A 24,239-nucleotide genomic window follows, 5' to 3' on the forward strand; every position below is an offset into this window, starting at 1 on the left:
TTGTGGAAATCGATCCGGACCGTATCCTTCATCCAGGAAAGCTCTACGAGTTTATTAACAAAAATACCCGTATAGAGTGTCCGGATGAATGAATTTCATTTCATGATTGCATCCACTGGAGCGCTGGATTCTGTCCGTCATTCCTAACCGTCCCTCAATTCACATCATATGATGCAGTTTCCGCAGACGGCAAGGAAGAGTTTTTGGATTTTGGGCGCAACTGTCGGGTTTATCAGGTAGTGAAACTCGTCGTCGATGCACGGCATATTGGCGCAGTTGTGGGCGCGGGCGCGGTCAAGGTTGAAACTAATTGCAGAACGCCGTATCTGCCATTCCGAGTTTATTTGCGTTTCCCTGCCAAGGCAGTGACGGGCGCTCAGGATGAAGATCGCGCGAAACTTGCGTGTTTCAAGGAATAAAAATGACGAAGATCGTATTCGTATCAGCTGATGGCGCGACACGGACCGAAGTCGAAGCCGACAACGGGTCAAGCGTGATGGAAGCTGCCATTCGCAATGGCATTCCGGGCATTGATGCGGAATGTGGCGGTGCCTGCGCCTGCGCAACCTGCCATGTCTATGTTGATGAAGACTGGACGGACACTGTCGGCGGGCCTGACGCGATGGAAGAGGACATGCTGGACTTCGCTTATGAAGTTCGTCCTACTTCACGCCTCTCGTGTCAGATCCGGGTTTCTGACGATATTGACGGCCTTGTCGTGCAGGTGCCCGAACGCCAGAATTAAGTTTTAAAAGAGATGGTGATGTGATGGGCGCCGAACCGCAGAATGATATTGTCATTATCGGCTGCGGGCCTGTTGCACTCTTTTCCGTTTTTCAGCTGGGGCTGTTCGGTTTCAGGTGCCATCTCATCGATGCCAGTGATCGGCCCGGCGGTCAATGTACGGCACTCTATGCCGACAAGCCGATTTACGACGTGCCCGGGTTTCCTGAAATCATGGGTGAGGAGCTTGTCGAAAGGCTTCTCAAGCAGATCGCGCCATATAATCCTGTTTTTCATTTCAACAAGATCGCGGTCAGAATCGCGGTCGATGATGACGGCGTGGCTGTTGACACTAGCAATGGCGACAAGCTTGAAGCACGGACAGCGGTGATTGCATCTGGTCTTGGTGCTTTCGGTCTCGATGGACAGGTTATCCGTCCCGACCCTCTGGCCGAAGTTTCCTTAATCAAGACGGGCAACATGCTGGCTGTTAGTCCCGAGACCTTCAGAACTTCAAGTCCGAAGATCTACGCTATCGGCGATGCTTGCCACTATCCGGGCAAGCTGAAACTCATCCTGTCAGGGTTCCATGAAGCAGCATTGATGACGCAGGCTATACGCCGCGAATTGAGATAGTTCGGCACTACTGTTATTTGGAAGCCTGCTGGGCGCGCTCCATGCGATAAGTCAGCAAGCGCGCAAAGCGGTTTTCGAAATTGATCGTCTCAACCCGGTCAAACCGTTGTTGCTCCTTATCGTGCGCTTCCATAAGGCGTGCAGTCACTTTGTCGATGTCAGCGCGAAGCACAGAGCAATCCGTGCGGGTGCGCAGTCCGCGTATTTCCCGTTCCATCTGGCTTGCAAAGCTGCGGGCAATGACGATGTGGCTCTCTTCGTGGCGGCGAATATCCTGCAACAGAGTATCCCAGATCAGCGCCAGTTCCGGCGTGGCCTTGCGGCGCTGTTTCCAGCGGGGCAGGGAGACCTTTGCGTGAACGTTTACATAGACGTCCTGCACCTTGCAGGCTTTCCCGGGCGCGCGACCATAACGTACCTTCGCATCGAAACGGATTTCAGCGGCACCGGGATGATGCTGACCAGTCTTCTTGAGGAAGGGTCCATTGCGGGAAAGAGCCTTGTCGAGGTCCGCTGCCGTTTTGCCGCTCACGGTATAGTAGCTGAATTCGCGAAAGATCGCGGCGGCTTCCGCCTGGGGAGCTACGATGGCAAGAACTGCACTGAGAGCCAGAACCTTTTTCCTCAAATTCATGTCCTGGCACCTCTTTCTAAAACCAGTAAGAAATTCGCTTTTTATTGCCGCGAGCATGGCATGCAATCGTCAAGAGAACTATAACGCCCTTCACAAAATGACTTCAGGCGAGGTTGGTTGCAACCTCGCCGCAATGAAATGCCCCAAGTAAACAGCCCAAGGAAATGACACAGGAACATTTCGCTATGACGAAAGAATGGCACGTTGCTCATGGAAGAAGCCTTCGTCTGGGGGAAAAGTCCGTGATCATGGGCATATTGAATGTCACGCCAGACTCATTTTCCGATGGCGGCCACCACAATGAGCTGGAAAGGGCCGTCGAAGTGGCCGGTCAGATGCTCGCTGATGGAGCGACGATCATTGATGTTGGCGGAGAATCGACCCGGCCCGGAGCTGCTGCGATCGATTCCGAAACGGAAATCGCGCGCGTTGTCCCGGTCATCGAAGCATTGGTGAAAAAATACGATTGCATCATCTCCATCGACACTTACCGCGCAGCAACAGCGCAGGCGGCAGTCAATGCCGGGGCACATATCGTCAATGATGTCTGGGGACTACAACGAGAACCAGAAATCGCTCATGTCGCCAAAAGGAGCGGCGCAGGGCTGGTCATCATGCATACCAGCAGGGATCGACCCGTTCTTGCTGATGTCATCGAGGACCAGTTCTCGTTCCTGAATGCTTCACTGGACATAGCGAAAAAGGCAGGCATTGAAGAAACCCGCATCGTACTCGATCCCGGTTTTGGTTTCGGCAAGAACAAGGATGAGGATATTGCGCTGCTGGCGAGAGCAGGCGAATTGCAGAAATTCGGATTTCCGTTGCTCGTCGGCACGTCGCGCAAACGCTTTATCGGCGGCATGACGGGCAGGGACAATCCGCTCGACCGCGACATAGGAACTGCGGCAACGTCTGTCGCACTGCGTTTGGCAGGTGCCGACATCTTCCGTGTTCACAATGTCGCTTTTAATAGAGATGCACTTGCCGTTGCAGATGATATCCTGCAATCCAGACGCAGTGAAAATAGAAAGTAAAGCCGTGTACACGATCCGAATGATGAACTGCGCGTTTTTCGCGCACCACGGCGTTTTCGATGAAGAGCACAAGCTCGGTCAGCGTTTTTACGTCGATGCTATTCTCGATGTCGATCCGGGTAATGCGCTGGAGAACGACGATATCGATGGTACTGTGCATTACGGTATCGCTTTTGCGGTTATTGAAGACATTATCACCGGTCGTCAGCGCTATCTGATCGAAACGCTGGCTCTCGACGTGGCCAAGGCAATGACCGCCCGGTTTCCGCAGGTAAAGCGCGCAGAAATTACCGTCCGCAAGCCGAATGCACCTGTTCCGGGCGTATTGGACCATGTTGAAGTGACGGTGGTTTATCCGCAGTGACTACAGGCAGACATTATCGCGCCTGGCTGGGGCTTGGCGGAAACATCGATGATCCTGTCGCTTCGATGGGCAAGGCGTTGCGTATATTGGACGAACGAGCCGACACGGATGTCGTTGCGGTTTCGGCAGTCTATCGCACGCCGCCATGGGGGAAGACGGATCAGGCGTGGTTTCACAATGCCTGTGCAGAGATAGAAACGTCGTTGCAGCCATTGGAGTTGATTGCGACCTGCCTTGATGTGGAGCGTTCTTTGAAGCGTGTCAGGCTTGAAAGATGGGGCCCGCGCATCATCGATATCGACATACTGGCAATGCAGGATGATGCGGGAGAGGCTGTCGTCATGACGGATGCTGCTCTCGAGCTTCCGCATCCGCGTATGCACGAGCGGGCTTTCGTCCTCGTGCCCCTGAACGATATTGCATCGTCTCTCGAAATTGCAGGCAAGGCCGTTGCGGACTGGAATGCCGGGATAGAGCGATCCGGAATAGAAAAAGCCCGCACGGATGCGGGCTGGTGGCGTGAATAGCGTTCCGGTCAGTTCTTGGCGATACTGCCGACAGCGATATTATCGACGCGCTTCAGGCTCATGCCGATGACCGGAACCAGTTCTTTGTCGACCCGCACCGAAACCGTCACGTTCATCGTGTTCGGATCGGAGACACGTGCCAGCATCGCACCATTGAGCTGCTTGCGGTTCAGGCCGAAAACAACCTTGTTTCCACTGACGGAACCCGACGTGACATCAAGGCCTTTGCCCGCTGCGCCATCATTGAATTTGCCGGAATAAGCGGATCCGACACGCGTGACGGTGGCCTTCATCGGCTGCGAAAAGACACCGACGCGGCAGGTGCCGTCGAGTGTCATGCCAATATCTTCATCCGGGGTCGACCCGGCGAGATTGCACACGAACTTCGTGCCTTTGTATTTCCCGGCGACGATTTCACCCGGGCCTGACCATTGGCCTTCGATCGTTTGAAAGAACTGTTTGTCCTTGTCAGCGGCCAGAACCGGCGCAGCGGAAAATGACACGGGCAGCAGCGTCAGGCAGGCGGCGATGCAATTCTTCATATTCAGCTCTGTCCCGGATTCACGACCTTGATCGGACGTCATTCCTAATCGTTGTTTTCCAGCATGTCACGACCAAAAGCTGGCCGCGCCTCGCAAACCGTCGGATTTGCCGACGTTGCCATAAGCCGATTGACAGAGAAGGGCACGGTTCAGGGGAGTGTGCCGATACACCTGGTCGCTCGATTCTGGCGCAGATTTCTATCTATCCATAATCGTCGCGAATGGTTAATGCTTCGGAAATAAACCGCTATTTTCCGGGATGCTTTTTATCCGGTCGTTCGCCGTTGATCTTCACGAGATCGCCGATAAAGTCGCCGATGCCGGGGCGTTTTTCCGCATTGAATGGAAACGGACGCACCACATCCATGGCGGCAATCCCGATGCGCGCCGTCATGAGTCCGTTGACGACGCCTTCACCGAGCTTGGCCGATAACCGGGACGCAAGACCATGGCCGACGAGCTGCTGGATCACGCTGTCCCCCATGGCCAGCGTTCCTGTCACGGCCAGATGGGCAATGACCCGGCGGGCAAGTTTCAGAAAGCCCAGCGTGCCAGGACGACCACCGTAAAGTTGTGACAGTCGGCGGATCAGCCGAGCTGATTCAAAAATGACGTAACCGATATCGACCAGCGCACGCGGGCTGATTGCCGTGACAATCGAAACCCGCTTTGAAGCATTCAGAATAAGTGTGCGTGCTTCACGGTCGAGAGGGCGAAGGATTTCTGTTTCGGCAAGCTGGATCAGGTTTCGGCCGTCAATGATATCGTCTGTCAGACCGTCCAGAAGCTGTCGTCCGCGTGCCGTCTCCGGCAAGCCCGCCGCAATTGAGCGCAAGGCGTCCACTGCCTTTCTGGCCGCGGCCATATCGTCGCGTTCTGCTGCATCTGCGGCGTCCTTGCGAAGGTGCTGCACGGACGCGAGGCGGCGTAATGCGACCAGTTCACGAACGACGATGGCGATAAAGGCGGCAAGCGCAATTATCGCAACACCAAGAGCCGTCCAGCCCAGCCAATCCGCGCGGGAAAATAGCGCTCGGATAAGGTCTTCGGTCCAGATGCCGATGGCGAATGAAACAAGGATACCGAGTGCACCGAAAAGTATTCTGCTGAGCGACCAGCCCTTGCGTTCGGGCGCTTCAAACGACGGATCGAGGATTTCCAGCTCTGCTGCCTCTTCTTCGCTCAATGCAAAAACATCTGGTTGGGCAACAACAACATCAAGGTCTCGCACTGCACGAGGGCGACGTGGTGCTTCATCCGCTGCTTCGGGGCGGTTAGAGGCCTGGCTTACCGTAAAGGAAGCTGGTTTGCGTGGTGTCTTCTCTGTCATGCGAGACGATCCCCAATCAGAAACTGCAAGGCACGATCCAGCCTTATGTGGGGCAGGGACAACGTGATGCCTTCGGCAGTACGTTCAAGCCGGGGCGGCCGGAAACGGACGAAACGAATGGCTGGGTCATCCTGCGCAAAGGATTTTTCAAATATCGCATTGGGATTCTTCGGTAAGTCGCCGGGAAATATAGCTGTTTCGGTTTCACCATCGAACACTTCACCATCGATTTTTTCACCCTTCAATGGTGTGCCGACGATGACGGGCAGAGTTTCCTTACCTTGTGTAACGGTTGCCTCGCGCGTGGCGCGCACGGCAGCCATTGCGAGGACATCAATATCTGCGCCGGAAAAATCGGCGCGCTCTATAGCCCGCTCCACGAGACGGCGCACGATGGCTTGCAGACGGTCATGACTTTCATGATGCAGATGGTCGGCCTTCGTTGCAGCCACGAGAATCCGGCCGATCCGTCGCTGGATCAGCCCGGTTAGCAGGTTAGAGCGTCCCGGTCGGAAGCAGGACAGGATATCGGTGAGTGCACGTTCGAGGTCGGCAACGACCGCGCCACCAGCATTCATTGCCTGCATGGCGTCGATAAGCACAATTTGCCGGTCGAGCCGCGCAATATGTTCGCGAAAGAAGGGCTTGATGACATAGGTTTTATAGGCTTCGTAGCGCCGCTCCATCATTGCGCCCAGAGAACCGGCCTTCAGATCGTCCGGTTTCAGGTCGGGAAGCGGGGCAAATGTCAGTGCCGGTGAACCCTCGAGATCGCCCGGCATCAGGAAACGCCCTGGCGGCAAGGTCGATAATGCACGCTCATCCGCTTTGCCTGCACGCAAATAAGCCGTAAAACTCTTGGCCAGACGCTGGGCAGTCAGTTCGTCTGCCTTTTCGGAAGGGGTGACGAGTGAAGCTTCGATGATCCAATCCTGAGCCAGATCCTTGTGCGTCGGTTCATGGGCCAGAGCAAAGGAATCCGCGCTGAACTCCGCATAGGATTTGCCCAGCAAAGGCAGATCCAGCAGCCATTCTCCGGGATAATCCACAATATCGACCGAAAGCTTGCCCGGTGACAGCCAGCGCCCCCAGGCAGAAGCGGATTCATATTCGATTGTCAGGCGCAATTGCGAGATGGCGCGCGTGGAGTCCGGCCAGATACGCTCATCGATCAAAGCCGACAGATGCTCTTCATATTGAAAGCGGGGGACTGCATCATCGGGCTGCGGTTCGAGCAGCGCACGTGAAATGCGGCCCGATTTATAGGCCTCGAACATCGGAAGCCTGCCGCCATGCAGCATGTTGTGAACGAGAGCCGTGATGAAGACCGTTTTTCCGGCACGCGACAAACCAGTCACACCGAGCCGCAATGATGGAGACAAAAGCCCGGTCGCACGATCTGCCAGCGTATCCAGTGCGATCTTCGCTTCGTCGCCAATACTTGTCAGCTTAGCCAATTAATCCTCGCCGAATTCAATGATCTGTCAGCGGTATAGATAGGGTTGCGTCAGCGGTCTTGGCAAGGAATGTTGGTGCACTTACGGAAAATCTACTGGGGTAGTATGAAGCTTTCGAGATAGCCTGCTCCACGTTCGAGTTCGCCCAGTGAAGCAGGAAATGTAATATTTGCCAGTGCGGCAGTGGGAAAACCTGCACGGAGCTTCAAGAGGCCATCCTTGTTGCCATCGCCACATAAGGCCAGCGCCAGATCCTCTATGCTGGGATTGTGTCCCACGAGCAACAGCGTCGGCACATCGCCATGTTCACGTATGGCTTGCATGTAGTCAGCCGCGCCGCCGCTATAGATCGTATCGTCGATGATGGTTTCGACCTCGATACCCAGACGTTCAATAATGCCGAACGCGGTTTCTCGCGTTCTACACGAACCGGAAAGAACCACCCGATCAGGATACAGATCGATTGACTTCATCGTCCTTGCAAGCCGGTCGAGCGAAGCTTTGCCTTCCTGATCAAGAGGGCGGTCAAAATCCTTCATTCCAGGTTTCGCCCACACGGCTTTAGCATGTCTAAGGAGAAGCAAACGACTCATCTGTAACGTTCCAAGCTGTGTTTTGTGAGCATTTTCGACCATATTTCGAGCGCAATTGAGCGCTCCGGTGGTCCATTCTCCCGATTTTTTGATGTCTGTCAGCATTATTTACAGGTGCCACATGCCTAATTATTAGGCTGATTATGCTTCCATAGGTTGATGGTGACAGTGACTGGAAAATATACCCACTTTATTGGCAATTGATTGAAGTTATTCTGAAAGTCCAAAGAGCAATTTTTTGCGTGCAGTTTTGAATTGCATAATTTTGATGCAAAATCATACAAAATTGATGCACTAAAAAGTAGTGGGATACGGTTGTTTGATGTTGTGTCCTTGTTGCTATGGAACTATATAACCGCTCGCGTCTCCTAGATGTGGGGTAATTCAGAATGAGTGAATTGATTGACCTTGACTATAGGCCCACTGAAGACGAGCCGTTCATGAATGAGCGGCAGAAGTCTTACTTCCGCGCGAAACTGGTCGCGTGGAAGAATGATATTCTGCGAGAAGCGCGTGAAACGCTTGAGGCGCTACAGCAGGAAAATGCAAACCACCCGGACCTGGCGGACAGGGCATCCTCCGAAACGGATCGGGCAATTGAGCTACGTGCTCGCGACAGACAGCGCAAATTGATCTCCAAAATCGACGCAGCATTGAGCCGCATTGATGAAGGAACATACGGCTTCTGCGAGGAAACGGGAGAACCTATCAGCTTGAAGCGGCTTGATGCGCGTCCAATCGCTACGCTATCTATCGAAGCGCAGGAGCGCCATGAGCGTCGTGAGAAAGTCTATCGCGACGACTAAGCTTCGAGACGGTTTGAAAAATTTATAGGCTGCGGTTTCCGCAGCCTATTTTCTTTGTATCGAGACAAGTTTTGGCCGGAAGCTCAGCTTCTGCGAATTTCATCCTTGGTCAATTCACCGAGAAGCTTTTCCATTTCATCTTCGATATCATCCTTCGCCTTGTCTTCGACAACGTCGTCCGTTGCGGAAATATCAAGTGAGCTTAGAAGCTCATTTTCGAAGAATTCGGTATCGAATGAGATCGCGTCCTTGGCGTCAGCGCTGGCGGCGCTCTCCGAATTGACGTCTGCAGCGATTGCTTCGTGCAACGCACCGCCGAGATCGGCCAGGTTATCGCTCGGCGTTTCTACTGCTACGGCTTCTGTTTCTACAGGCTTTGACTCGGCAACCACGATTTCCGGCTCGACGCGCTCCGGTTCCGAAGAGGCGCTGAATGCCGGAGCTGCAGTCGAAGAGACTGTAGGTCCGGTTACATCGACCGAAGGAGACTTATCCGCAACCGTTGTTTCACGCTCGGGGACGATGCTGCCAAGATTTGCTGAAGCAACCGATGCGGCGGCGGCAACACCGGCTGCAGTGGCGGTCGCACCGGACGAGGTTGAACTCAGAACGCCGCGCGAAACCTGGCTCAATGGATAGGCCGGATGTGCACGTGTTGACTGCGGCTGTGCTTGCGCGGGGCGGGGCGGCAATACGGTGCGTGGCTGCGGCGGATAGTTCGGCGCCGGGCGCGGTTGAGGCCGTGGTTGGGGTGGTTGAGCGGATTTCTGCTCGACAGGTGGTCGCGGCGGGATTGGTGCTGTCGGCGCCTGCGGCGGCACGCGAACAGGTGCAGCAGCCTGCTGGACCGGCTCTTCTCGTGCTGGCTCAGGCTTGCGGTAGACCGGTGCTTCGATTGCGGAGGTGATCTGGATCGCTTCGTCCTTCTCTTCGGCCTGCGGTGTTTGCAGTGAGAGAGCAGGGCGCTCCGCCTTGTCATTGGTCAGGGTTGCTTCGTGCTGCTTGAAGCGTTCGATATGTTCAGGCTCGATGCGTGAAGCTTGCACACGCGCATGAGCCCGCGATTCCATGACAATATTCTGTTCCACCACAACATCGGTTGGCCCACCGATGAGCAGGAGATGTTCCACGTCGTCGCGGCGAATGAGCACGAGCTTGCGTCGGCTGTCGACTGCTGCTGCGTCCATCACCGAAAGGCGCGGCTGTCGCGTACGCCCGTTGGAAACGAAAGTACCTCCGCTGAAACGGCGAATGATACTGAGAACAACGAAAATTCCGCCAAGAATGATCGCAAATATTAGGATGAAGCCAACAATATTAGCCGCACTCTCTCCAACGATGCCGCTGAGCCATTCCTTCATGCGGATACCCTCTTATACAATAAACGAAAAACCTGCGACGAATGGAGACTGCGCTTCCCCCGGCACTCCGCATCATCACATGATTGGTACAGTAGTTGAATTTCTAAGCCTTGGGAATGTTTCTTGGAAATGCGAGAAATATATGATCCCCAGGCAAAACGGTGCAAAAAAGTCCAATTTGCACCGTTTCAGTGCAGCAATGCTTGTACTGCTCGCCGATTAAAGCATTCTGCGAATCGGATATACCCTGACATATTGGCTGCGCGTTCCCACGTGAGAGCTGAACTGTGCGGAAAAGTGCATTCGAGAAAATCGGATATGCGGATGATTGAAATGACGTCTTGGCTGATCGAAAAAATGCATGGCACCCGGGGCACCCGGATGCCTGTTGGTGCTCGGCCACGCAACATGAAAGGGCAGCAGGCTTGATGTCGCGACAGACGGACAACGCTTACCCGAAACCGCTCGTAATGCCCAAGCGCAATCGCAGCGGAGCTCTTCGCCTGCTGATCGTCGGTATTCTGCTTACGGTCGCCGCAATCGCCTATTTTGTGTTCCGCGACCAGCTTGGAGATGGATTCGCCCTCGTTCTTATGGGCATTCTGTCGATGGTCGGCGTATTCTACCTTTTCGGCGCAGCAACGGGTCTCATTCAATTCAGCCAGAAGAACGGTGAACAGGACCTCGCTCATTCCTTCATGGATTCGCAGCCGGAAGGGACTGTCATTTCCGACGCGCGCGGCCAGATCGTTTATGCCAATCAGGCTTATGCCGTCATGACTGGTGTTGCGAATGCCGAAGGAGTCCGTTCGCTCGATAATGTATTGACGGCAGAACCCGCGGCATCCGATGCCATATACCGTCTGACGAATGCCGTTCGCGATGGTCTGTCGGCACAGGAGGAAGTGCGTCTTTCCGGCGGCCTTTCCCGTGAAGGGCATGGCTCGCTGGCGCCTGTCTGGTATCGCATCAAGGCGCGTCCCGTTGAAGCCGGACACGAATTCAAAAGCCCGTTCGTCGCGTGGCAGATTGCCGATATTTCTGACGAGCGTGCGGAGCAGGAGCGATTCTTTCAAGAGCTGCAGGAAGCGATCAATCACCTCGATCACGCGCCAGCTGGGTTCTTTTCTGCCGACCCTTCCGGCCGGATCATCTACCTCAATGCGACGCTTGCAGAGTGGCTTGGTGTCGATCTGACCCAGTTCACACCGGGATCGTTGACACTCAACGATATAGTGGCAGGCAGCGGAATGGCGCTCATCAAGGCGGTGAAAGCCGAGCCGGGCACAAGCCGCAACACCGTCATCGATCTTGATCTCATCAAGCGGAACGGACAGAGCCTCGCCGTTCGCTTCTATCACCGTGTCCAGGCTGCGCGTGATGGAACGCGCGGTACGAGCCGTACCATCGTTCTGGATCGTGCGGAGGGCGAGGATTCATCAATGGCGCTGCGCTCCGCAGAAGTGCGCTTCACGCGTTTCTTCAACTCGGCTCCGATGGCCATCGCTGCGGTTGATTCTGCCGGACATATACTGCGCACCAATGCGCGCTTCCTCGATATTTTCGCTCCTGTTGTCGATCGTGATGCGATTGACGGCAATGCGAAGCTTGAAATCGTCGTGCATGAACGCGATCGCGAGACCTTCAACAGAGCGCTTGCCGCAGCCTTTGCAGGACAGGCAAGCATTTCGCCTGTTGATACGGTGTTGCCGGGCAACGAAGAGCGGCACATCCGCTTTTATATGAGCCCTGTCACTGATCTGGGCGGCGAGCGTGCCGAAGAAGCGGCGATTATCTCGGCTGTCGAAACAACCGAGCAGAAAGCCCTCGAAAACCAGATGGCGCAGAGCCAGAAGATGCAGGCTGTCGGCCAGCTTGCAGGTGGTATTGCGCACGACTTCAACAACGTTCTGACGGCGATCATCATGTCGTCGGACCTGCTGCTGACCAACCATCGCGCATCCGATCCGTCGTTCCCGGACATTATGAACATCAAGCAGAACGCCAATCGCGCGGCCTCGCTCGTGCGCCAGTTGTTGGCCTTCTCGCGCCGTCAGACGCTTCGTCCGGAAGTGCTCGACCTGACCGACGTTCTTGCAGATCTGCGTATGCTTCTGGCTCGCCTTGTCGGCAAGGATATAGAGCTGAAGATCGATCATGGACGTGATCTCTGGCCGGTCAAGGCCGATCTCGGACAGTTCGAACAGGTTGCCGTCAATCTCGCGGTCAATGCACGTGATGCCATGCCGGACGGCGGCGAAATCACGTTGCGTACCCGTAACGTGTCGACGCAGGAAGTCGCAAAGCTGCATTATCGCGATCTTCCGGAAGCGGACTATGTGGTCTTCGAAGTGGAAGACACCGGGACGGGCATTCCTGCGGATGTGCTCGAAAAGATTTTCGAGCCGTTCTTCACGACGAAGGAAGTGGGCAAGGGTACGGGTCTTGGGCTGTCGATGGTCTACGGGATCATCAAACAGACCGGTGGCTTCATCTATTGTGATTCCGAGGTTGGAAAAGGCACGACGTTTAAGATCTTCCTGCCACGCCTCATCGAGGAAAAACGCGCCGACGATGCTCCGGTTGTCGTGAAGGAAAAGAAGGTCGAGAAAGCAATCGATCTTTCCGGTTCCGCGACCGTTCTCCTGGTGGAAGACGAAGACGCGGTCCGTATGGGCGGCGTACGCGCACTCCAGTCACGCGGTTATACAGTCCACGAAGCGGCTTCCGGTGTCGAAGCGCTTGAAGTCATGGCAGAGCTTGGCGGCGAGGTGGATATCGTCGTATCGGATGTCGTCATGCCGGAAATGGATGGTCCGACACTGCTGCGTGAGCTTCGCAAGACGTATCCTGATATCAAATTCATCTTCGTGTCGGGTTACGCGGAGGATGCCTTTGCACGCAATCTTCCAGCTGATGCCAAGTTCGGATTCCTGCCAAAGCCATTCTCACTCAAGCAGTTGGCGACCACAGTTAAGGAAATGCTGGAGAAGCAGGATTAATACTTCGGCGAGGCTGATACCGTGATGCCTGAAGGCAATATTGCCATTCTCGGAGGCGGGCCATCTGGTCTGATGGCCGCCGAAAGACTGTCAGCGCGAGGCTATCGCGTGACGGTCTACGAGCAGATGCCGACAGTTGGCCGCAAGTTCCTGCTTGCCGGAAAGTCAGGGCTGAACATTACGCATTCGGAAGATTTTGCAACTTTCGCGAAACGCTTCGGCTCAAGCATTGACCGTATATTGCCAGCCTTGACGGCTTTCGGCCCGACCGAATTACGTGCCTGGGCGGATGAATTGGGTGCCGAGACATTTGTCGGCTCATCCGGTCGTGTCTTTCCCAAAGCGATGAAAGCGTCTCCGCTTTTGCGGGCTTGGGGAAAACGTCTGGAAGATCAGGGCGTTCGCATTCTCACCCGACATCGCTGGATTGGCTTCGAGGGCAATAGTCTCAAGATCGAGAACCCCGACGGTGTTCAGACGATTACATGCGATGCTGCGCTCTTTGCTTTTGGTGGCGGAAGCTGGCCGAAGCTCGGTTCCAACGGCCTCTGGATCAATGAGTTTCAGCGAAGGTCAATCGATATAGCGCCGTTTCAACCCGCAAATTGCGGTTTTGACGTTGCCTGGAGCGACTTCTTTGCTGAACGCTTCGCCGGTGAACCGGTGAAGTCTGTTATCGCAACTTCCCATGCAGGCGCGACACAGGGCGAGTTTGTCATTACACGCGGTGGGGTTGAGGGTAGTCTCATCTATGCGCATTCCGCAGCTCTGCGCGATAGCTTGCAAGAAAACGGGAAGGCGTTTCTGACGCTCGATCTTGTTCCCGGACGAACTACGGAGCGACTGGAAAGTGATATTGCCCGGCAGGATACAAAGCTGAGCTTTGGCAATCTGTTGCGCAAGGCTGCAGGTCTGACGGGTGTAAAAGCTGCTCTGGTGACCGAGTTCACCCGCGACAGAAGTCCGGAAGCGCTGGCCGCCACGATCAAGGCTATTTCCATTCCACTGCTCCGCCCGCGCCCGCTGGATGAAGCGATTTCGTCGGCAGGCGGTATTCGTTGGCATGAAATCGACAAGAACTACATGCTGCCGAAGCTACCCGGCATTTTCGTTGTCGGAGAAATGATCGACTGGGAGGCTCCAACTGGCGGCTATCTCCTGACTGCCTGTTTCGCGATGGGCCGCGCGGCGGCGGACGGTATCGATGCATGGCTCGAAGCAGGTAACACGTTCGGCGGGAAATAAGACGACACTGACTTCTTTAAGTGGAAATCAGCACATTCGGATATACGGCTGATCGACTGCGGGCTAAGCTGCCGGACAGTGGCATTGAATGCTTGCCGTCTGAGGGGAAGGTACATTCGCATGAATTCAGCTTCTGCCGTCGCTTCACATCCGCTTTTGAGACAAAGAGACGGGCACCATGCTCGGGTGACATTCGAGGAATTGTTCTTCGATCTGGTCTATGTTTTCGCGGTTACGCAGCTCAGTCATGAACTTCTGCATAATCTGACGCTCACCGGTGTTGTCGAAACGCTGATCCTCTGGTTCGCAGTATGGCTCGGCTGGCAATATACCTGCTGGGTGACAAACTGGTTCAACCCGGAAACGCCGCAGATACGCAGCCTTTTGTTCTGCGTCATGCTGCTCGGTTTGGTGATGGCATCGTCCATCCCCGGTGCTTTCGCTGACAAAGGCTGGATATTTGCTCTGGCCTATGTGGCGATTCAGGTCGGCAAAACAGCCTATATCGTGTTTGTTCTGGGGCAGGACCATCCACTTGCCGCCAATTACAGGCGTATGCTCGGTTGGCTCACTATTTCCGCTGTCTTCTGGATAGCCGGTTGTTTCGTCGAGCATGAAGCCCGTATGGTGTTGTGGCTTATTGCTGTGCTTTGCGAATATTTATCGCCGATGTTCGGCTTTGCGCTACCGGGTCTCGGACGCTCTCACACCAGTGATTGGACCATTGAAGGCGGACATCTGGCGGAGCGTTGCCAGTTGTTCGTAATCGTGGCACTTGGCGAAACGGTTTTGGCTACCGGGGCAACCCTTGCAAATGCTGAAGTCTGGAATTTGGCCCTCATGTCGGCGCTGCTGGCCACTTTTCTCGGGACGCTTGCCATGTGGTGGCTCTACTTTGGCACCTCCAGCAAGGATGCGACAGATACGATCACCCACTCCACTGATCCTGGACGGATTGGCGCATATTTCCACTATGTTCACGCCATTCTGGTGGCCGGGATTATCGCAACGGCAGTTGGAAACGATCTTGTCATGGCCCATCCGCATGATCCGTTGAAGACTGCTTACGTTCTTGTTCTTGTCGCAGGACCGGCGATCTATCTGATTGGCAGCGCCATCTACAAGAAGGTTGTCTATGGCGTTATTCCCACGTCACACGCCTTTGGTGTTTTGGCTCTACTGGCAGCGATCCCTGTCGGCTATATGGCCGATCTATTGGAAATGGGCATATTGACGACGGTTATCATGCTGGTCGTGAGTGTTTGGGAGGGGCGCAATAAAAGACTGCGCTCGGCTGCGATGGTAGGATAGGTGGGCTTTCGACGCCGCCGTTCGATCCCTATCTACGGACACAAATCATATTTCGGAAGCCTATAGCGCATCATGTCAGATATACAGTCCGTCGATCAGCAGCCAGCCGATAATGGCCACGTGAAAGTCGCCCGCAAGGTCGACATTGTGGTTATTGGAGCCGGGCAGGCGGGACTCTCGTCGGCCTATCATCTGAATAAGCTTGGTCTCGCAGGCGAACGGCAATTCGTGGTTCTGGACAAGGCCGCAGGGCCGGGCGGAGCCTGGCAATTCCGCTGGCCTTCGCTAACTCTCCAGACTGCCAACGCCATTCACGATCTCCCAGGCATGAAGTTCGAGGATATTGTCGAAACGACCAATGGCGAGGTGCGTGCATCGGTTGCCGTCCCACAATATTACCGCGCCTATGAGGAAGCCTTCGATCTTCCGGTGCACCGTCCTGTGGCCGTGAAAGTCGTTTGCGATCGTGGCGAACGGCTTCGTGTGGAGACAGATCGGGGCAACTATTCGGCACGCGGGATCATCAACGCGACCGGCACATGGGAGTCTCCTTATATCCCACCCTATCCGGGTGCGGAGCTTTTCAAAGGCCAGCAACTTCACACGCGGGATTATCAGACAGCTGACGCCTTCAAGGGCAAACGTGTTCTTGTCGTCGGCGCGGGTATCTCGGCTGTGCAGCTTCTGGACGAGATATCGCGTGTGACGGAAACCGTATGGGTCACGCGCAAAGAACCTGCTTTCCGGGAAGGTCCGTTTACACCGGAGTTGGGCCGTGCTGCCGTGGCTTTGGTTGAGGAAAGGGTACGCCGGGGCTTGCCACCTGGATCGGTCGTTTCAGTAACGGGGCTGCCGTTGACGCCGGCCATTGAAGCGGCACGCGCTCGCGGTGTGCTCAACCGTTTGTCCATGTTCAGCGAAATCACGGAAACAGGTGTTCGGTGGGACGATGGAAGTGAACAATCCTTTGATGTTATTTTGTGGTGCACAGGATTTCGCAGTTCGCTTGACCATCTTGCCCCGCTGCAATTGCGCAATGCAGAAGCCGGTATTCTCATGACTGGACGCCTTGCAACACAGGTGGCCGCCGATCCCCGTATTCATCTTGTTGGTTATGGCCCATCTGCCTCGACCATCGGTGCAAACAGGGCAGGTGGTGTCGCCGCGCGGGAGTTGGCAAGTTATCTCGGCTTGGTATGATTGACGTAACGACTATTTGCGAGGGGCAGCATGAAGCGTATTCTGAAGTTTGTCGGTCGTCTTCTGCTCGTCATCGTGCTGGGAGCAATTCTCTGGCTGGCGGTTCGACCGCCTGAGCTGTTGCGTGTCGGCACCGGCTATGCTGCCAAGATTGTCTGTTCAAATGTTTTCATTGCCGGTCGGGATGCTGATGCCGTCCTTGCAGACGATGTTCAGGCACCGGGAAACCCGCTGCTGCGGTTTCTGAATGCCGCCCTCGACAAGAATAATAACAGTGTGACGGTGCGGATTTTCGGCTTCTTTGCACCAAGTACCGCAATCTATCGCCCAGCGCTGGGATGCGCGAATATCCAGAAAGATGATTTGCGCGTTGAAATTCCGACCGGCCCGCAGGTGCCCGCAGAACCGATCCGAATTGAGACCGATCCAGCGGTGCAGGCTGTGATTGAGGATCAGGTTCTGGCCGGGCCGGGAATGCGCGCGATTGCGGTCGTCCGCGACGGCAAGCTGATTGCCGAGAATTACGGTTCGGGTTTTAATGCGGATACGCCTTTACTGGGCTGGTCCATGACCAAGTCCGTCATCGCGACACTGATCGGCATGCGCATTGCTGAAGGGCGCATGAGTTTGGAAAGCACAGCCCTTTTACCGGAATGGAAGAACGATGAGCGGGCAAAGATTTCTCTCGCAAATCTGATGGCGATGAATAGCGGTCTCCGCTTCGATGAGGACTACGGCACAGTAACGGATGTCACGCGCATGCTTTATCTGGAGCCGGATATGGCCGGGTTTGCTGCGTCTTTGCCGCTGGAGGCGGCGTCAGGGACGAAATTCAATTATTCCAGTGGAACGGCGAATATTCTGTCAGAGCTTTTCATGGATAGTTTTAACAGCCGCGAGGAGGCGCTGGCTTATCCGCGGCTTGCCCTATTCGGTCCGCTTGGCATGAACAGCGTCATTTTGGAGACGGATGCGTCAGGCGTCTTTGCCGGTTCTTCCTATATGTACGCTACCGCCCGTGATTGGGCTCGGTTGGGCGCGTTTCTCGCGGATGGTGGAAACCTGTACGGAAAGCCGATCCTGCCTGCGGACTATATTTCATTTATGCGCAAACCCAGGCCCGAGTCCGAAGGGCGCTATGGTTCCGCTCAGGTCTGGCTGCAGATTAGCGGTGTGAAGGCAGGTGAGGATGGCATTCCGGAAGATGCATTCTGGATGTCGGGCCATGACGGGCAAAGCGTCATGATCGTTCCTTCAATGCATCTTGCTGTCGTCCGTCTTGGCCTGACACCGTCTCGGGCACGCTATAATGTTCAACGTTTGAACGCCAAGGTGATTGAGGCTGCTCGACAGGCGCATTGATTGTCAGTTTGCGAAAATCGTTACCGCTCGGATTCTGGAAGGCGCTGAGGCCGAATTCCGGCAACACCGCGTAAAGGTGATCGAAAATATCTGATTGAATCTGTTCGAATGACGCCCAGACGGTCGTGTTCGTAAAGCAGTAGATTTCCAGCGGCAGTCCTTCGGGAGTAGGGTCCATCTGGCGCACCAGCAATGTCATGCCTTTGTGTATGCCGGGGTGATTGCGCAGATAATTGTCTACATAGGCCCGAAACGTACCGACATTGGTGAACTGACGCCTGTTGACCGGATTGTTGGCGCGGTCGCCAAGCTTCTGGTTCCATTCGGCGATTTCCTTGGCCTTCTTGGGCAGATAATCCGCCAGCCAATCAACTGTGCCAAGTCTGGCTCGCTCGTCATCCGACAGAAAACGAATGGTGTTTTGATCGATATAAAGCGCGCGCTTGATGCGGCGCCCGCCGGATTCCTGCATGCCGCGATAGTTCTTCATCGGCTCGGTGATGAGCTTGCGGATCGGAATGGTGGTGATCGTCTTGTCGAAATTCTGGACCTTGACGGTATAGAGCGCGATTTCCGTGACATCGCCATTGGCGTCGAGATTCTTCATTTCAATCCAGTCGCCGACACGAACCATGTTGGACGAGGCGATCTGCATACTGGCGACCAGAGAAAGCAATGTGTCCTGAAAGACAAGGATTAGCACCGCGGCCATAGCACCGACACCGGAAAGAAGGATAACCGGCGACTTGTCCAGCAGTGTCGCAATGACAAGGACTGCCGCCACGATGTAGACAGCAAGTTTGGCCACCTGAATGTAGCCCTTTATGGGGCGGTATCTGGCTTCGGGACGGCGATGATAGAGCGTATCGATCAGCCCAAAGACTGAATTGACCGCCAAAGCCAGCGTCAGAATGATGAAAGCTATCGCTACATTCCGAATAACGGTGATCACGCCTTCGGGCAGGCCCGGCACCGCCATGATCCCGGATGAAATAATCAACGCCGGAACGATATTGGCAAGACGGCTGATGACACTGTGTCTTTTAAGCTCTTCGTCTTGTCCGAAAGAGGTTTTCTGGACAAGACGTTCGAGTAGTTTGAGCAAAATCGCCTTGATTAGAAAGTTTGCAATGAAAGCTGAAAGAAATAATCCTCCAAGCGCCACAAGGGTTTCCGCCCAGGGATGAGCAATAAAAAATTCGGACAATAGACTTTCCTGAGATTAACCTGGTGAAAATTGGGGGCCGTGTTGCGATGCTTGTATCATGTTCTACCAGGAATTAAGGCGGCCATATGAATATTTCAACCGCGAGTAATGGTTATTTGCATCAAAACCCCGGCCATAAGGCCGGGGGGTAGACTTGTCGTATTGCTCATCGAGACCGTATCATTGGGCTGGAGGTGGTGATGCCGGAGCTGTATCGCTTGCTGGGGCATCAGTCGTCGGGGCGTTGGTCTCGTTTGCTGCTGATGGATCGGCTACACCGTCCACAAAAAGCTTCGAGCGATCGAATGCCGGCGCATCGGTCAACTGCTGTTTGGTCGCCTTTATGACCAGCCATTTTTTGCCGTCACTGCGGGTTGCAAGCTGCAGTTGATCCGGGCTTACAGCTACGTCCTTCTCGCCGATTCCAAGAAAACCACCCACGCCGATCACCGCAGCTTCAATCTCACCTTCGGGGCTGGCGATAAGATCATTCAGCTTGCCGACAGTCTGGGCGTCAGCAGCATCACTTTCATAGACGTTCTGTCCGATGAAAGAGGTGACGAGAAGCTGGCCCTCTTTCGGTTCCAGAAAGCCGACCTTGTCGGTCTCACCCGATGTGGGATTGCCAAACATGTCCTTGGACGAAACCGGCATTTCCTCTGCCGCAGCCGGTGGCTCGGCAGGTGCTGGCGTTGGTGCAGCTGTCTGAGCATAAGCAGCGCCGCTAATCAGCAATGCACACGTCGTCGTCAGAAGTGTAGTCCTGAACATAACTATCTCCTTTATACGTTCGGTTGCTTAGACTGAACGTGGAAATAGTCGGTTCGTTCCGAAATTTGTTGAATTTCAGTATTTCATCATAGAACTATTATTATATATAATTGTTCCTTTAAAATACTTTAAGAAAAGAAAAGCCCGCATAAAGCGGGCTTTTTTATTTTCGTATACTACGAATTTTACTTAGCTGCAGCCACTCGTTGCACCGCAAGTGTCGCACTTGAGGCACGTTCCGTTGCGAACCATGGTAAAGTTCTGGCATTCGGTGCAGCTGTCGCCGGTATAGCCCTGCATCATCGACTTGATGCGGCGGTCAGCTTCCAGCTTCTTGGCGGCATTCGCACTTTCCGCGCGGGCAGAAGCAGCGTCTGCTGCAGCCTTATCCGAGAAAAGTTCGGTTGCTGTTGCCGATGTGCTTTCCTGCTGCTGTGCCGGAGCAGGTTGCTCTTCCAACTCCCGCTTGAAGGCGGTCGCACCATCCGTCACCAGACCGATTGTTGCGGGGCGATTGCCCGTCGGCGTGGTCGACTTCAAGGTTGTGACGTTGGAAGCCTGCGGCACAGAATTTGTCGATCCCTTGGCTTCGTTAGTCGAGTTGGTCACCAGAGTGGGCTTGTAACCACGCGTCCAACCGGTCGAGACCAGATTGGTCTTACCTTCCTTGATACCCTTGCCAAGCGCCGTATTACCGAAGTCGCTTGTGTCGACATGGGCGAGGTCATTGCGTCCGAGATAGGACACTGCCAGCTCACGGAAGACATAGTCGATGATCGACGTTGCGGTCTTGATGGCATCGTTGCCGATGACCATGCCTGCCGGTTCGAATTTCGTGAAAGTGAAGGCTTCCACATATTCCTCGAGCGGTACGCCGTACTGCAAGCCGAGCGATACGGCGATGGCGAAGTTGTTCATCATTGCACGGAAAGCAGCACCTTCCTTGTGCATATCGATGAAGATTTCACCGAGGCGTCCATTACCGAACTCGCCGGTGCGCAGATAGACCTTGTGACCGCCAACGACTGCCTTCTGCGTATAACCCTGACGACGGTTCGGCAGCTTTTCGCGCTCATGCACGATCTTTTCGACAACCTTTTCGACGATACGTTCGGTTACCTGAACGGCGCGGGCTGCAGCAGGGGCTTCGATCAGTGCCTCGACTGCATCGTCTTCGTCCTCATCATCCGAGATGAGGGCGGCGTTGAGCGGCTGCGAAAGCTTGGAGCCGTCGCGATAAAGCGCATTGGCCTTGAGCGCCAGCTTCCAGGACAGCATATAGGCGTTCTTGCAGTCCTCGACGGTTGCGTCATTCGGCATGTTGATCGTCTTGGAGATCGCACCCGAAATGAACGGCTGTGCGGCTGCCATCATGCGAATGTGGCTATCCACCGAGAGATAACGCTTGCCGATCTTGCCACAAGGATTGGCGCAATCGAACACGGCGTAGTGCTCTTCCTTGAGGAACGGCGCCCCTTCGAGGGTCATTGCGCCGCAAACATGGATGTTGGCAGCTTCGATGTCCTTCTTGGCGAAACCCAGCGCCGGGAGCATCTCGAACGAGAAATCGTTGAGCTGTTCATCGGTGAGCTTTAGCACGTCCTTGCAGAAGTCTTCGCCCAGCGTCCACTTGTTGAAAGCGAACTTGATGTCGAATGCGCTTTTGAGAGCAGCATTCAGGGCTTCGATCTTCTCGTCGGTGAAGCCCTTGGACTTCAAAGAAGACGGGTTGATGCCCGGAGCCTGATTGATGTTGCCGTGACCGACAGCATAGGCTTCGATTTCAGCGATCTGGCTTTCCGAATAGCCGAGCGTGCGGAGTGCTTCCGGTACGGCGCGGTTGATGATCTTGAAGTAACCGCCACCAGCGAGCTTCTTGAACTTCACCAGCGCAAAATCTGGCTCGATACCGGTCGTGTCGCAGTCCATGACGAGGCCGATCGTGCCGGTAGGCGCGATGACGGTGGACTGTGCATTGCGGTAGCCATGCTTTTCGCCAAGTTCCAGCGCCTTGTCCCAGGCAGCACGTGCATGGGTAATCATATCCTGATCCGGGCAATCCTCGGCAATCAGCGCCACCGGGTTGACGGCAAGGCCTTCATAGCCTTCGGTTTCACCATGGGCAGCGAGGCGGTGGTTGCGAATGACGCGCAACATATGCTCGGCGTTTGGCTCGTAGCTTGGGAAGGTCCCGAGTTCCTTTGCCATTTCAGCGGAGGTGGCATAGGCTACACCGGTCATGATCGCCGTCAGCGCGCCGCAGATCGCGCGGCCTTCGTCCGAGTCATAAGGAATGCCGGAGGTCATCAGCAGGCCGCCAATATTGGCATAGCCGAGGCCGAGCGTGCGGTATTCATAAGAAAGACGGGCGATTTCCTTCGACGGGAACTGCGCCATCATCACCGAGATTTCGAGAACGATGGTCCACAGGCGTGCCGTGTGCTCGTAAGCTGCAATATCGAATGAACCATCCTTGTTGCGATAGGTGAGCAGGTTGATCGACGCCAGATTGCAAGCCGTGTCGTCAAGGAACATGTATTCCGAGCACGGATTGGAAGCGCGGATCGGACCGGCGGTCGGGCAGGTGTGCCAATCGTTCATGGTCGTGTTGTAGTGCAGGCCCGGATCAGCGGACGCCCAGGCGGCGTAACCGATCTTTTCCCACAAATCGCGCGCCTTCAGCGTCTTCATGACGCGACCGTCGCGACGAGCTGTCAGGTTCCAGTCGCCGTCGTTTTCGACAGCGCGCAGGAATTCGTCCTTCAGCGAAACGGAATTGTTGGAGTTCTGGCCCGAAACAGTCAGATAGGCTTCCGAATCCCAGTCTGTATCGTAGGTCTTGAACTGAATGTCGGTGTAGCCCTGACGCGCGAACTGGATCACGCGCTTGACGTAGTTTTCCGGAACCTGGTTCTTCTTTGCGGCCTTGATTTCGCGCTTCAGGGCAGGGTTCTTCGCCGGATCGAAGCAATCATCATTGTCCGCTTCGCAGTTGACACAAGCCTTCATGATGGCGGTCAGATGCTGCTTGACGATCTTGGAACCGGTGACGAGCGAAGCAACCTTCTGCTCTTCCTTGACCTTCCAGTCGATATATTCCTCGATATCCGGATGATCGATGTCGACGACGACCATCTTGGCGGCGCGGCGGGTCGTGCCGCCCGACTTGATCGCACCTGCGGCGCGGTCGCCGATCTTCAGGAAGCTCATCAGACCGGAGGATTTGCCACCACCGGAAAGTTTTTCACCTTCGCCGCGCAGATAGCTGAAGTTGGAGCCCGTGCCGGAGCCATACTTGAACAGGCGTGCTTCACGGACCCACAGATCCATGATGCCGCCTTCATTGACGAGATCGTCGCCAACGGACTGAATGAAGCAGGCATGCGGCTGCGGATGTTCATAGGCCGACTTGGACTTGGTCAGTTTGCCGGTCTGCCAGTCGACATAGAAATGGCCCTGGCCGGGACCGTCGATGCCATAGGCCCAATGCAGGCCGGTGTTGAACCATTGCGGGCTGTTTGGAGCCACACGTTGGGTCGCGAGCATATAGGCAAGCTCGTCGCGGAAGGCGAGGGCATCTTCCTCAGAGGCGAAATAGCCACCCTTCCAGCCCCAATAGGTCCAAGTGCCGGCGAGACGGTCGAAAACCTGGCAGGCGTCCATTTCGGAGCCGTAGCGATCATTTTCAGGCAGCTTGGCAAGCGCGTCCTCGTCAGCGACCGAGCGCCACAGCCATGAGGGAACGTCGTTCTCCTCGATCTTCTTCAGCTGTGCGGGAACGCCAGCCTTGCGGAAGTACTTCTGTGCAAGAATGTCCGCGGCGACCTGGCTGAACTGCGCGGGCACATTGATGTTCTCAAGACGGAATACGATGGATCCATCGGGATTCTTGATCTCGCTGGTCGCAGTCCGGAACGCGATGTCCGCATAGGCCGACTGATTCTCTTTCGTGAAACGGCGTTCGATCTTCATCTGTCCCATCCAAACGTTCTATATATAGTAGCTCTAGTGACGGTTTTCAGCCACGGCCTGTCTGTATCGCGTCTCTGTCAAAACAGCTCTTCTGCGGGGAGGAGCGTCTTGTTGGGGAGAAAACTCCCGGAAATCCGCTTCCACCTCATCAAAGCCCACGAA

Annotated in this window: 19 protein-coding genes and 1 pseudogene; 11 read left to right on the plus strand and 9 right to left on the minus strand. The window is 55.0% G+C overall.

The window, feature by feature from the left end:
* Nucleotides 1-421 precede the first annotated feature (421 nt).
* Together OANT_RS10955 and OANT_RS10960 are read left to right on the plus strand one after the other, a co-directional pair.
* Nucleotides 422-745, plus strand: coding sequence for a 2Fe-2S iron-sulfur cluster-binding protein (locus OANT_RS10955; protein WP_010660058.1), 324 nt, complete (start codon nt 422-424; stop codon nt 743-745).
* A gap of 23 nt (nt 746-768) precedes the next feature.
* The gene (locus tag OANT_RS10960) at nt 769-1,359 is read left to right on the plus strand and encodes an NAD(P)/FAD-dependent oxidoreductase (protein WP_012092015.1); all 591 of its coding nucleotides are present in this window, start codon (nt 769-771) and stop codon (nt 1,357-1,359) included.
* A gap of 13 nt (nt 1,360-1,372) precedes the next feature.
* Here OANT_RS10960 and OANT_RS10965 read toward each other — a convergent pair whose 3' ends face one another.
* Nucleotides 1,373-1,993 (minus strand): DUF922 domain-containing Zn-dependent protease, encoded by a 621-nt coding sequence (locus OANT_RS10965; protein ID WP_012092016.1) that lies wholly within the window; start codon nt 1,991-1,993, stop codon nt 1,373-1,375.
* A 185-nt stretch (nt 1,994-2,178) separates the two neighbouring features.
* Here OANT_RS10965 and folP point away from each other — a divergent pair, with 185 nt between their 5' ends.
* Genes folP through folK form a run of 3 tightly spaced genes read left to right on the plus strand, consistent with a single transcriptional unit; the run spans nt 2,179 to nt 3,918 of the window.
* Entirely contained in the window at nt 2,179-3,027 is an 849-nt protein-coding gene (gene folP, locus OANT_RS10970; RefSeq protein ID WP_012092017.1) for a dihydropteroate synthase, read from the plus strand.
* A 4-nt stretch (nt 3,028-3,031) separates the two neighbouring features.
* Nucleotides 3,032-3,391 carry a dihydroneopterin aldolase gene (gene folB, locus OANT_RS10975; RefSeq protein ID WP_010660062.1) on the plus strand — a complete coding sequence of 120 codons (360 nt, stop codon included), beginning with the start codon at nt 3,032-3,034 and terminating at the stop codon, nt 3,389-3,391.
* Entirely contained in the window at nt 3,388-3,918 is a 531-nt protein-coding gene (gene folK / locus OANT_RS10980) for a 2-amino-4-hydroxy-6-hydroxymethyldihydropteridine diphosphokinase (RefSeq protein WP_012092018.1), read from the plus strand. The genes folB and folK overlap by 4 nt, the downstream gene beginning before the upstream one ends.
* Nucleotides 3,919-3,926: 8 nt before the next feature.
* On the opposite strand, the gene OANT_RS10985 is transcribed toward folK, so the two are convergent.
* The 4 genes from OANT_RS10985 to OANT_RS11000 all read right to left on the minus strand — a co-directional run bounded on the left by OANT_RS10985 (nt 3,927) and on the right by OANT_RS11000 (nt 7,840).
* Entirely contained in the window at nt 3,927-4,460 is a 534-nt protein-coding gene (locus tag OANT_RS10985; protein ID WP_012092019.1) for a hypothetical protein, read from the minus strand.
* A 247-nt stretch (nt 4,461-4,707) separates the two neighbouring features.
* Nucleotides 4,708-5,790: a YcjF family protein gene (locus OANT_RS10990; protein WP_012092020.1), complete on the minus strand. Its 1,083-nt coding sequence runs from the start codon at nt 5,788-5,790 to the stop codon at nt 4,708-4,710.
* The gene (locus OANT_RS10995; protein WP_012092021.1) at nt 5,787-7,247 is read right to left on the minus strand and encodes a YcjX family GTP-binding protein; all 1,461 of its coding nucleotides are present in this window, start codon (nt 7,245-7,247) and stop codon (nt 5,787-5,789) included. Before OANT_RS10995 ends, OANT_RS10990 begins: the two co-directional genes overlap by 4 nt.
* Before the next feature lie 92 nt (nt 7,248-7,339).
* Nucleotides 7,340-7,840 (minus strand): SixA phosphatase family protein, encoded by a 501-nt coding sequence (locus OANT_RS11000; RefSeq protein WP_040130128.1) that lies wholly within the window; start codon nt 7,838-7,840, stop codon nt 7,340-7,342.
* Between the two features lie 389 nt (nt 7,841-8,229).
* Between OANT_RS11000 and dksA the strand changes: the two genes are divergently transcribed.
* On the plus strand, nt 8,230-8,646 hold the full coding sequence (gene dksA, locus OANT_RS11005) for an RNA polymerase-binding protein DksA (protein WP_010660068.1): 417 nt from the start codon (nt 8,230-8,232) through the stop codon (nt 8,644-8,646).
* Between the two features lie 83 nt (nt 8,647-8,729).
* On the opposite strand, the gene OANT_RS11010 is transcribed toward dksA, so the two are convergent.
* Entirely contained in the window at nt 8,730-10,007 is a 1,278-nt protein-coding gene (locus OANT_RS11010; protein ID WP_012092023.1) for a flagellar biosynthetic protein FliO, read from the minus strand.
* A gap of 428 nt (nt 10,008-10,435) precedes the next feature.
* Between OANT_RS11010 and cckA the strand changes: the two genes are divergently transcribed.
* From cckA to OANT_RS11035, 5 genes and pseudogenes are all read left to right on the plus strand, one after another.
* Complete coding sequence (gene cckA / locus OANT_RS11015; RefSeq protein WP_012092024.1) at nt 10,436-13,009, plus strand: cell cycle histidine kinase CckA; 2,574 nt, start codon at nt 10,436-10,438, stop codon at nt 13,007-13,009.
* A gap of 24 nt (nt 13,010-13,033) precedes the next feature.
* Nucleotides 13,034-14,254, plus strand: coding sequence for a TIGR03862 family flavoprotein (locus OANT_RS11020; protein ID WP_012092025.1), 1,221 nt, complete (start codon nt 13,034-13,036; stop codon nt 14,252-14,254).
* 120 nt (nt 14,255-14,374) lie between these two features.
* Complete coding sequence (locus tag OANT_RS11025; RefSeq protein WP_012092026.1) at nt 14,375-15,565, plus strand: low temperature requirement protein A; 1,191 nt, start codon at nt 14,375-14,377, stop codon at nt 15,563-15,565.
* Nucleotides 15,566-15,637: 72 nt separating this feature from the next.
* The gene (locus tag OANT_RS11030) at nt 15,638-16,765 is read left to right on the plus strand and encodes an NAD(P)-binding domain-containing protein (protein ID WP_012092027.1); all 1,128 of its coding nucleotides are present in this window, start codon (nt 15,638-15,640) and stop codon (nt 16,763-16,765) included.
* 30 nt (nt 16,766-16,795) lie between these two features.
* Nucleotides 16,796-18,109 (plus strand): annotated as a pseudogene (locus tag OANT_RS11035) (serine hydrolase domain-containing protein); the annotation flags it as partial.
* Here OANT_RS11035 and OANT_RS25070 read toward each other — a convergent pair.
* The 3 genes from OANT_RS25070 to OANT_RS11045 form a co-directional block, all read right to left on the minus strand.
* Nucleotides 18,006-19,334 (minus strand): mechanosensitive ion channel family protein, encoded by a 1,329-nt coding sequence (locus OANT_RS25070; protein WP_012092029.1) that lies wholly within the window; start codon nt 19,332-19,334, stop codon nt 18,006-18,008. The pseudogene OANT_RS11035 and the gene OANT_RS25070 overlap by 104 nt on opposite strands.
* Before the next feature lie 180 nt (nt 19,335-19,514).
* Nucleotides 19,515-20,105: a PRC-barrel domain-containing protein gene (locus OANT_RS11040; RefSeq protein WP_012092030.1), complete on the minus strand. Its 591-nt coding sequence runs from the start codon at nt 20,103-20,105 to the stop codon at nt 19,515-19,517.
* A gap of 189 nt (nt 20,106-20,294) precedes the next feature.
* Nucleotides 20,295-24,077: a vitamin B12-dependent ribonucleotide reductase gene (locus OANT_RS11045; RefSeq protein WP_040130132.1), complete on the minus strand. Its 3,783-nt coding sequence runs from the start codon at nt 24,075-24,077 to the stop codon at nt 20,295-20,297.
* Nucleotides 24,078-24,239: the final 162 nt, after the last annotated feature.

It is taken from the genome of Brucella anthropi ATCC 49188, assembly GCF_000017405.1.
GTDB classification, from domain to species: Bacteria; Pseudomonadota; Alphaproteobacteria; order Rhizobiales; family Rhizobiaceae; genus Brucella; species Brucella anthropi.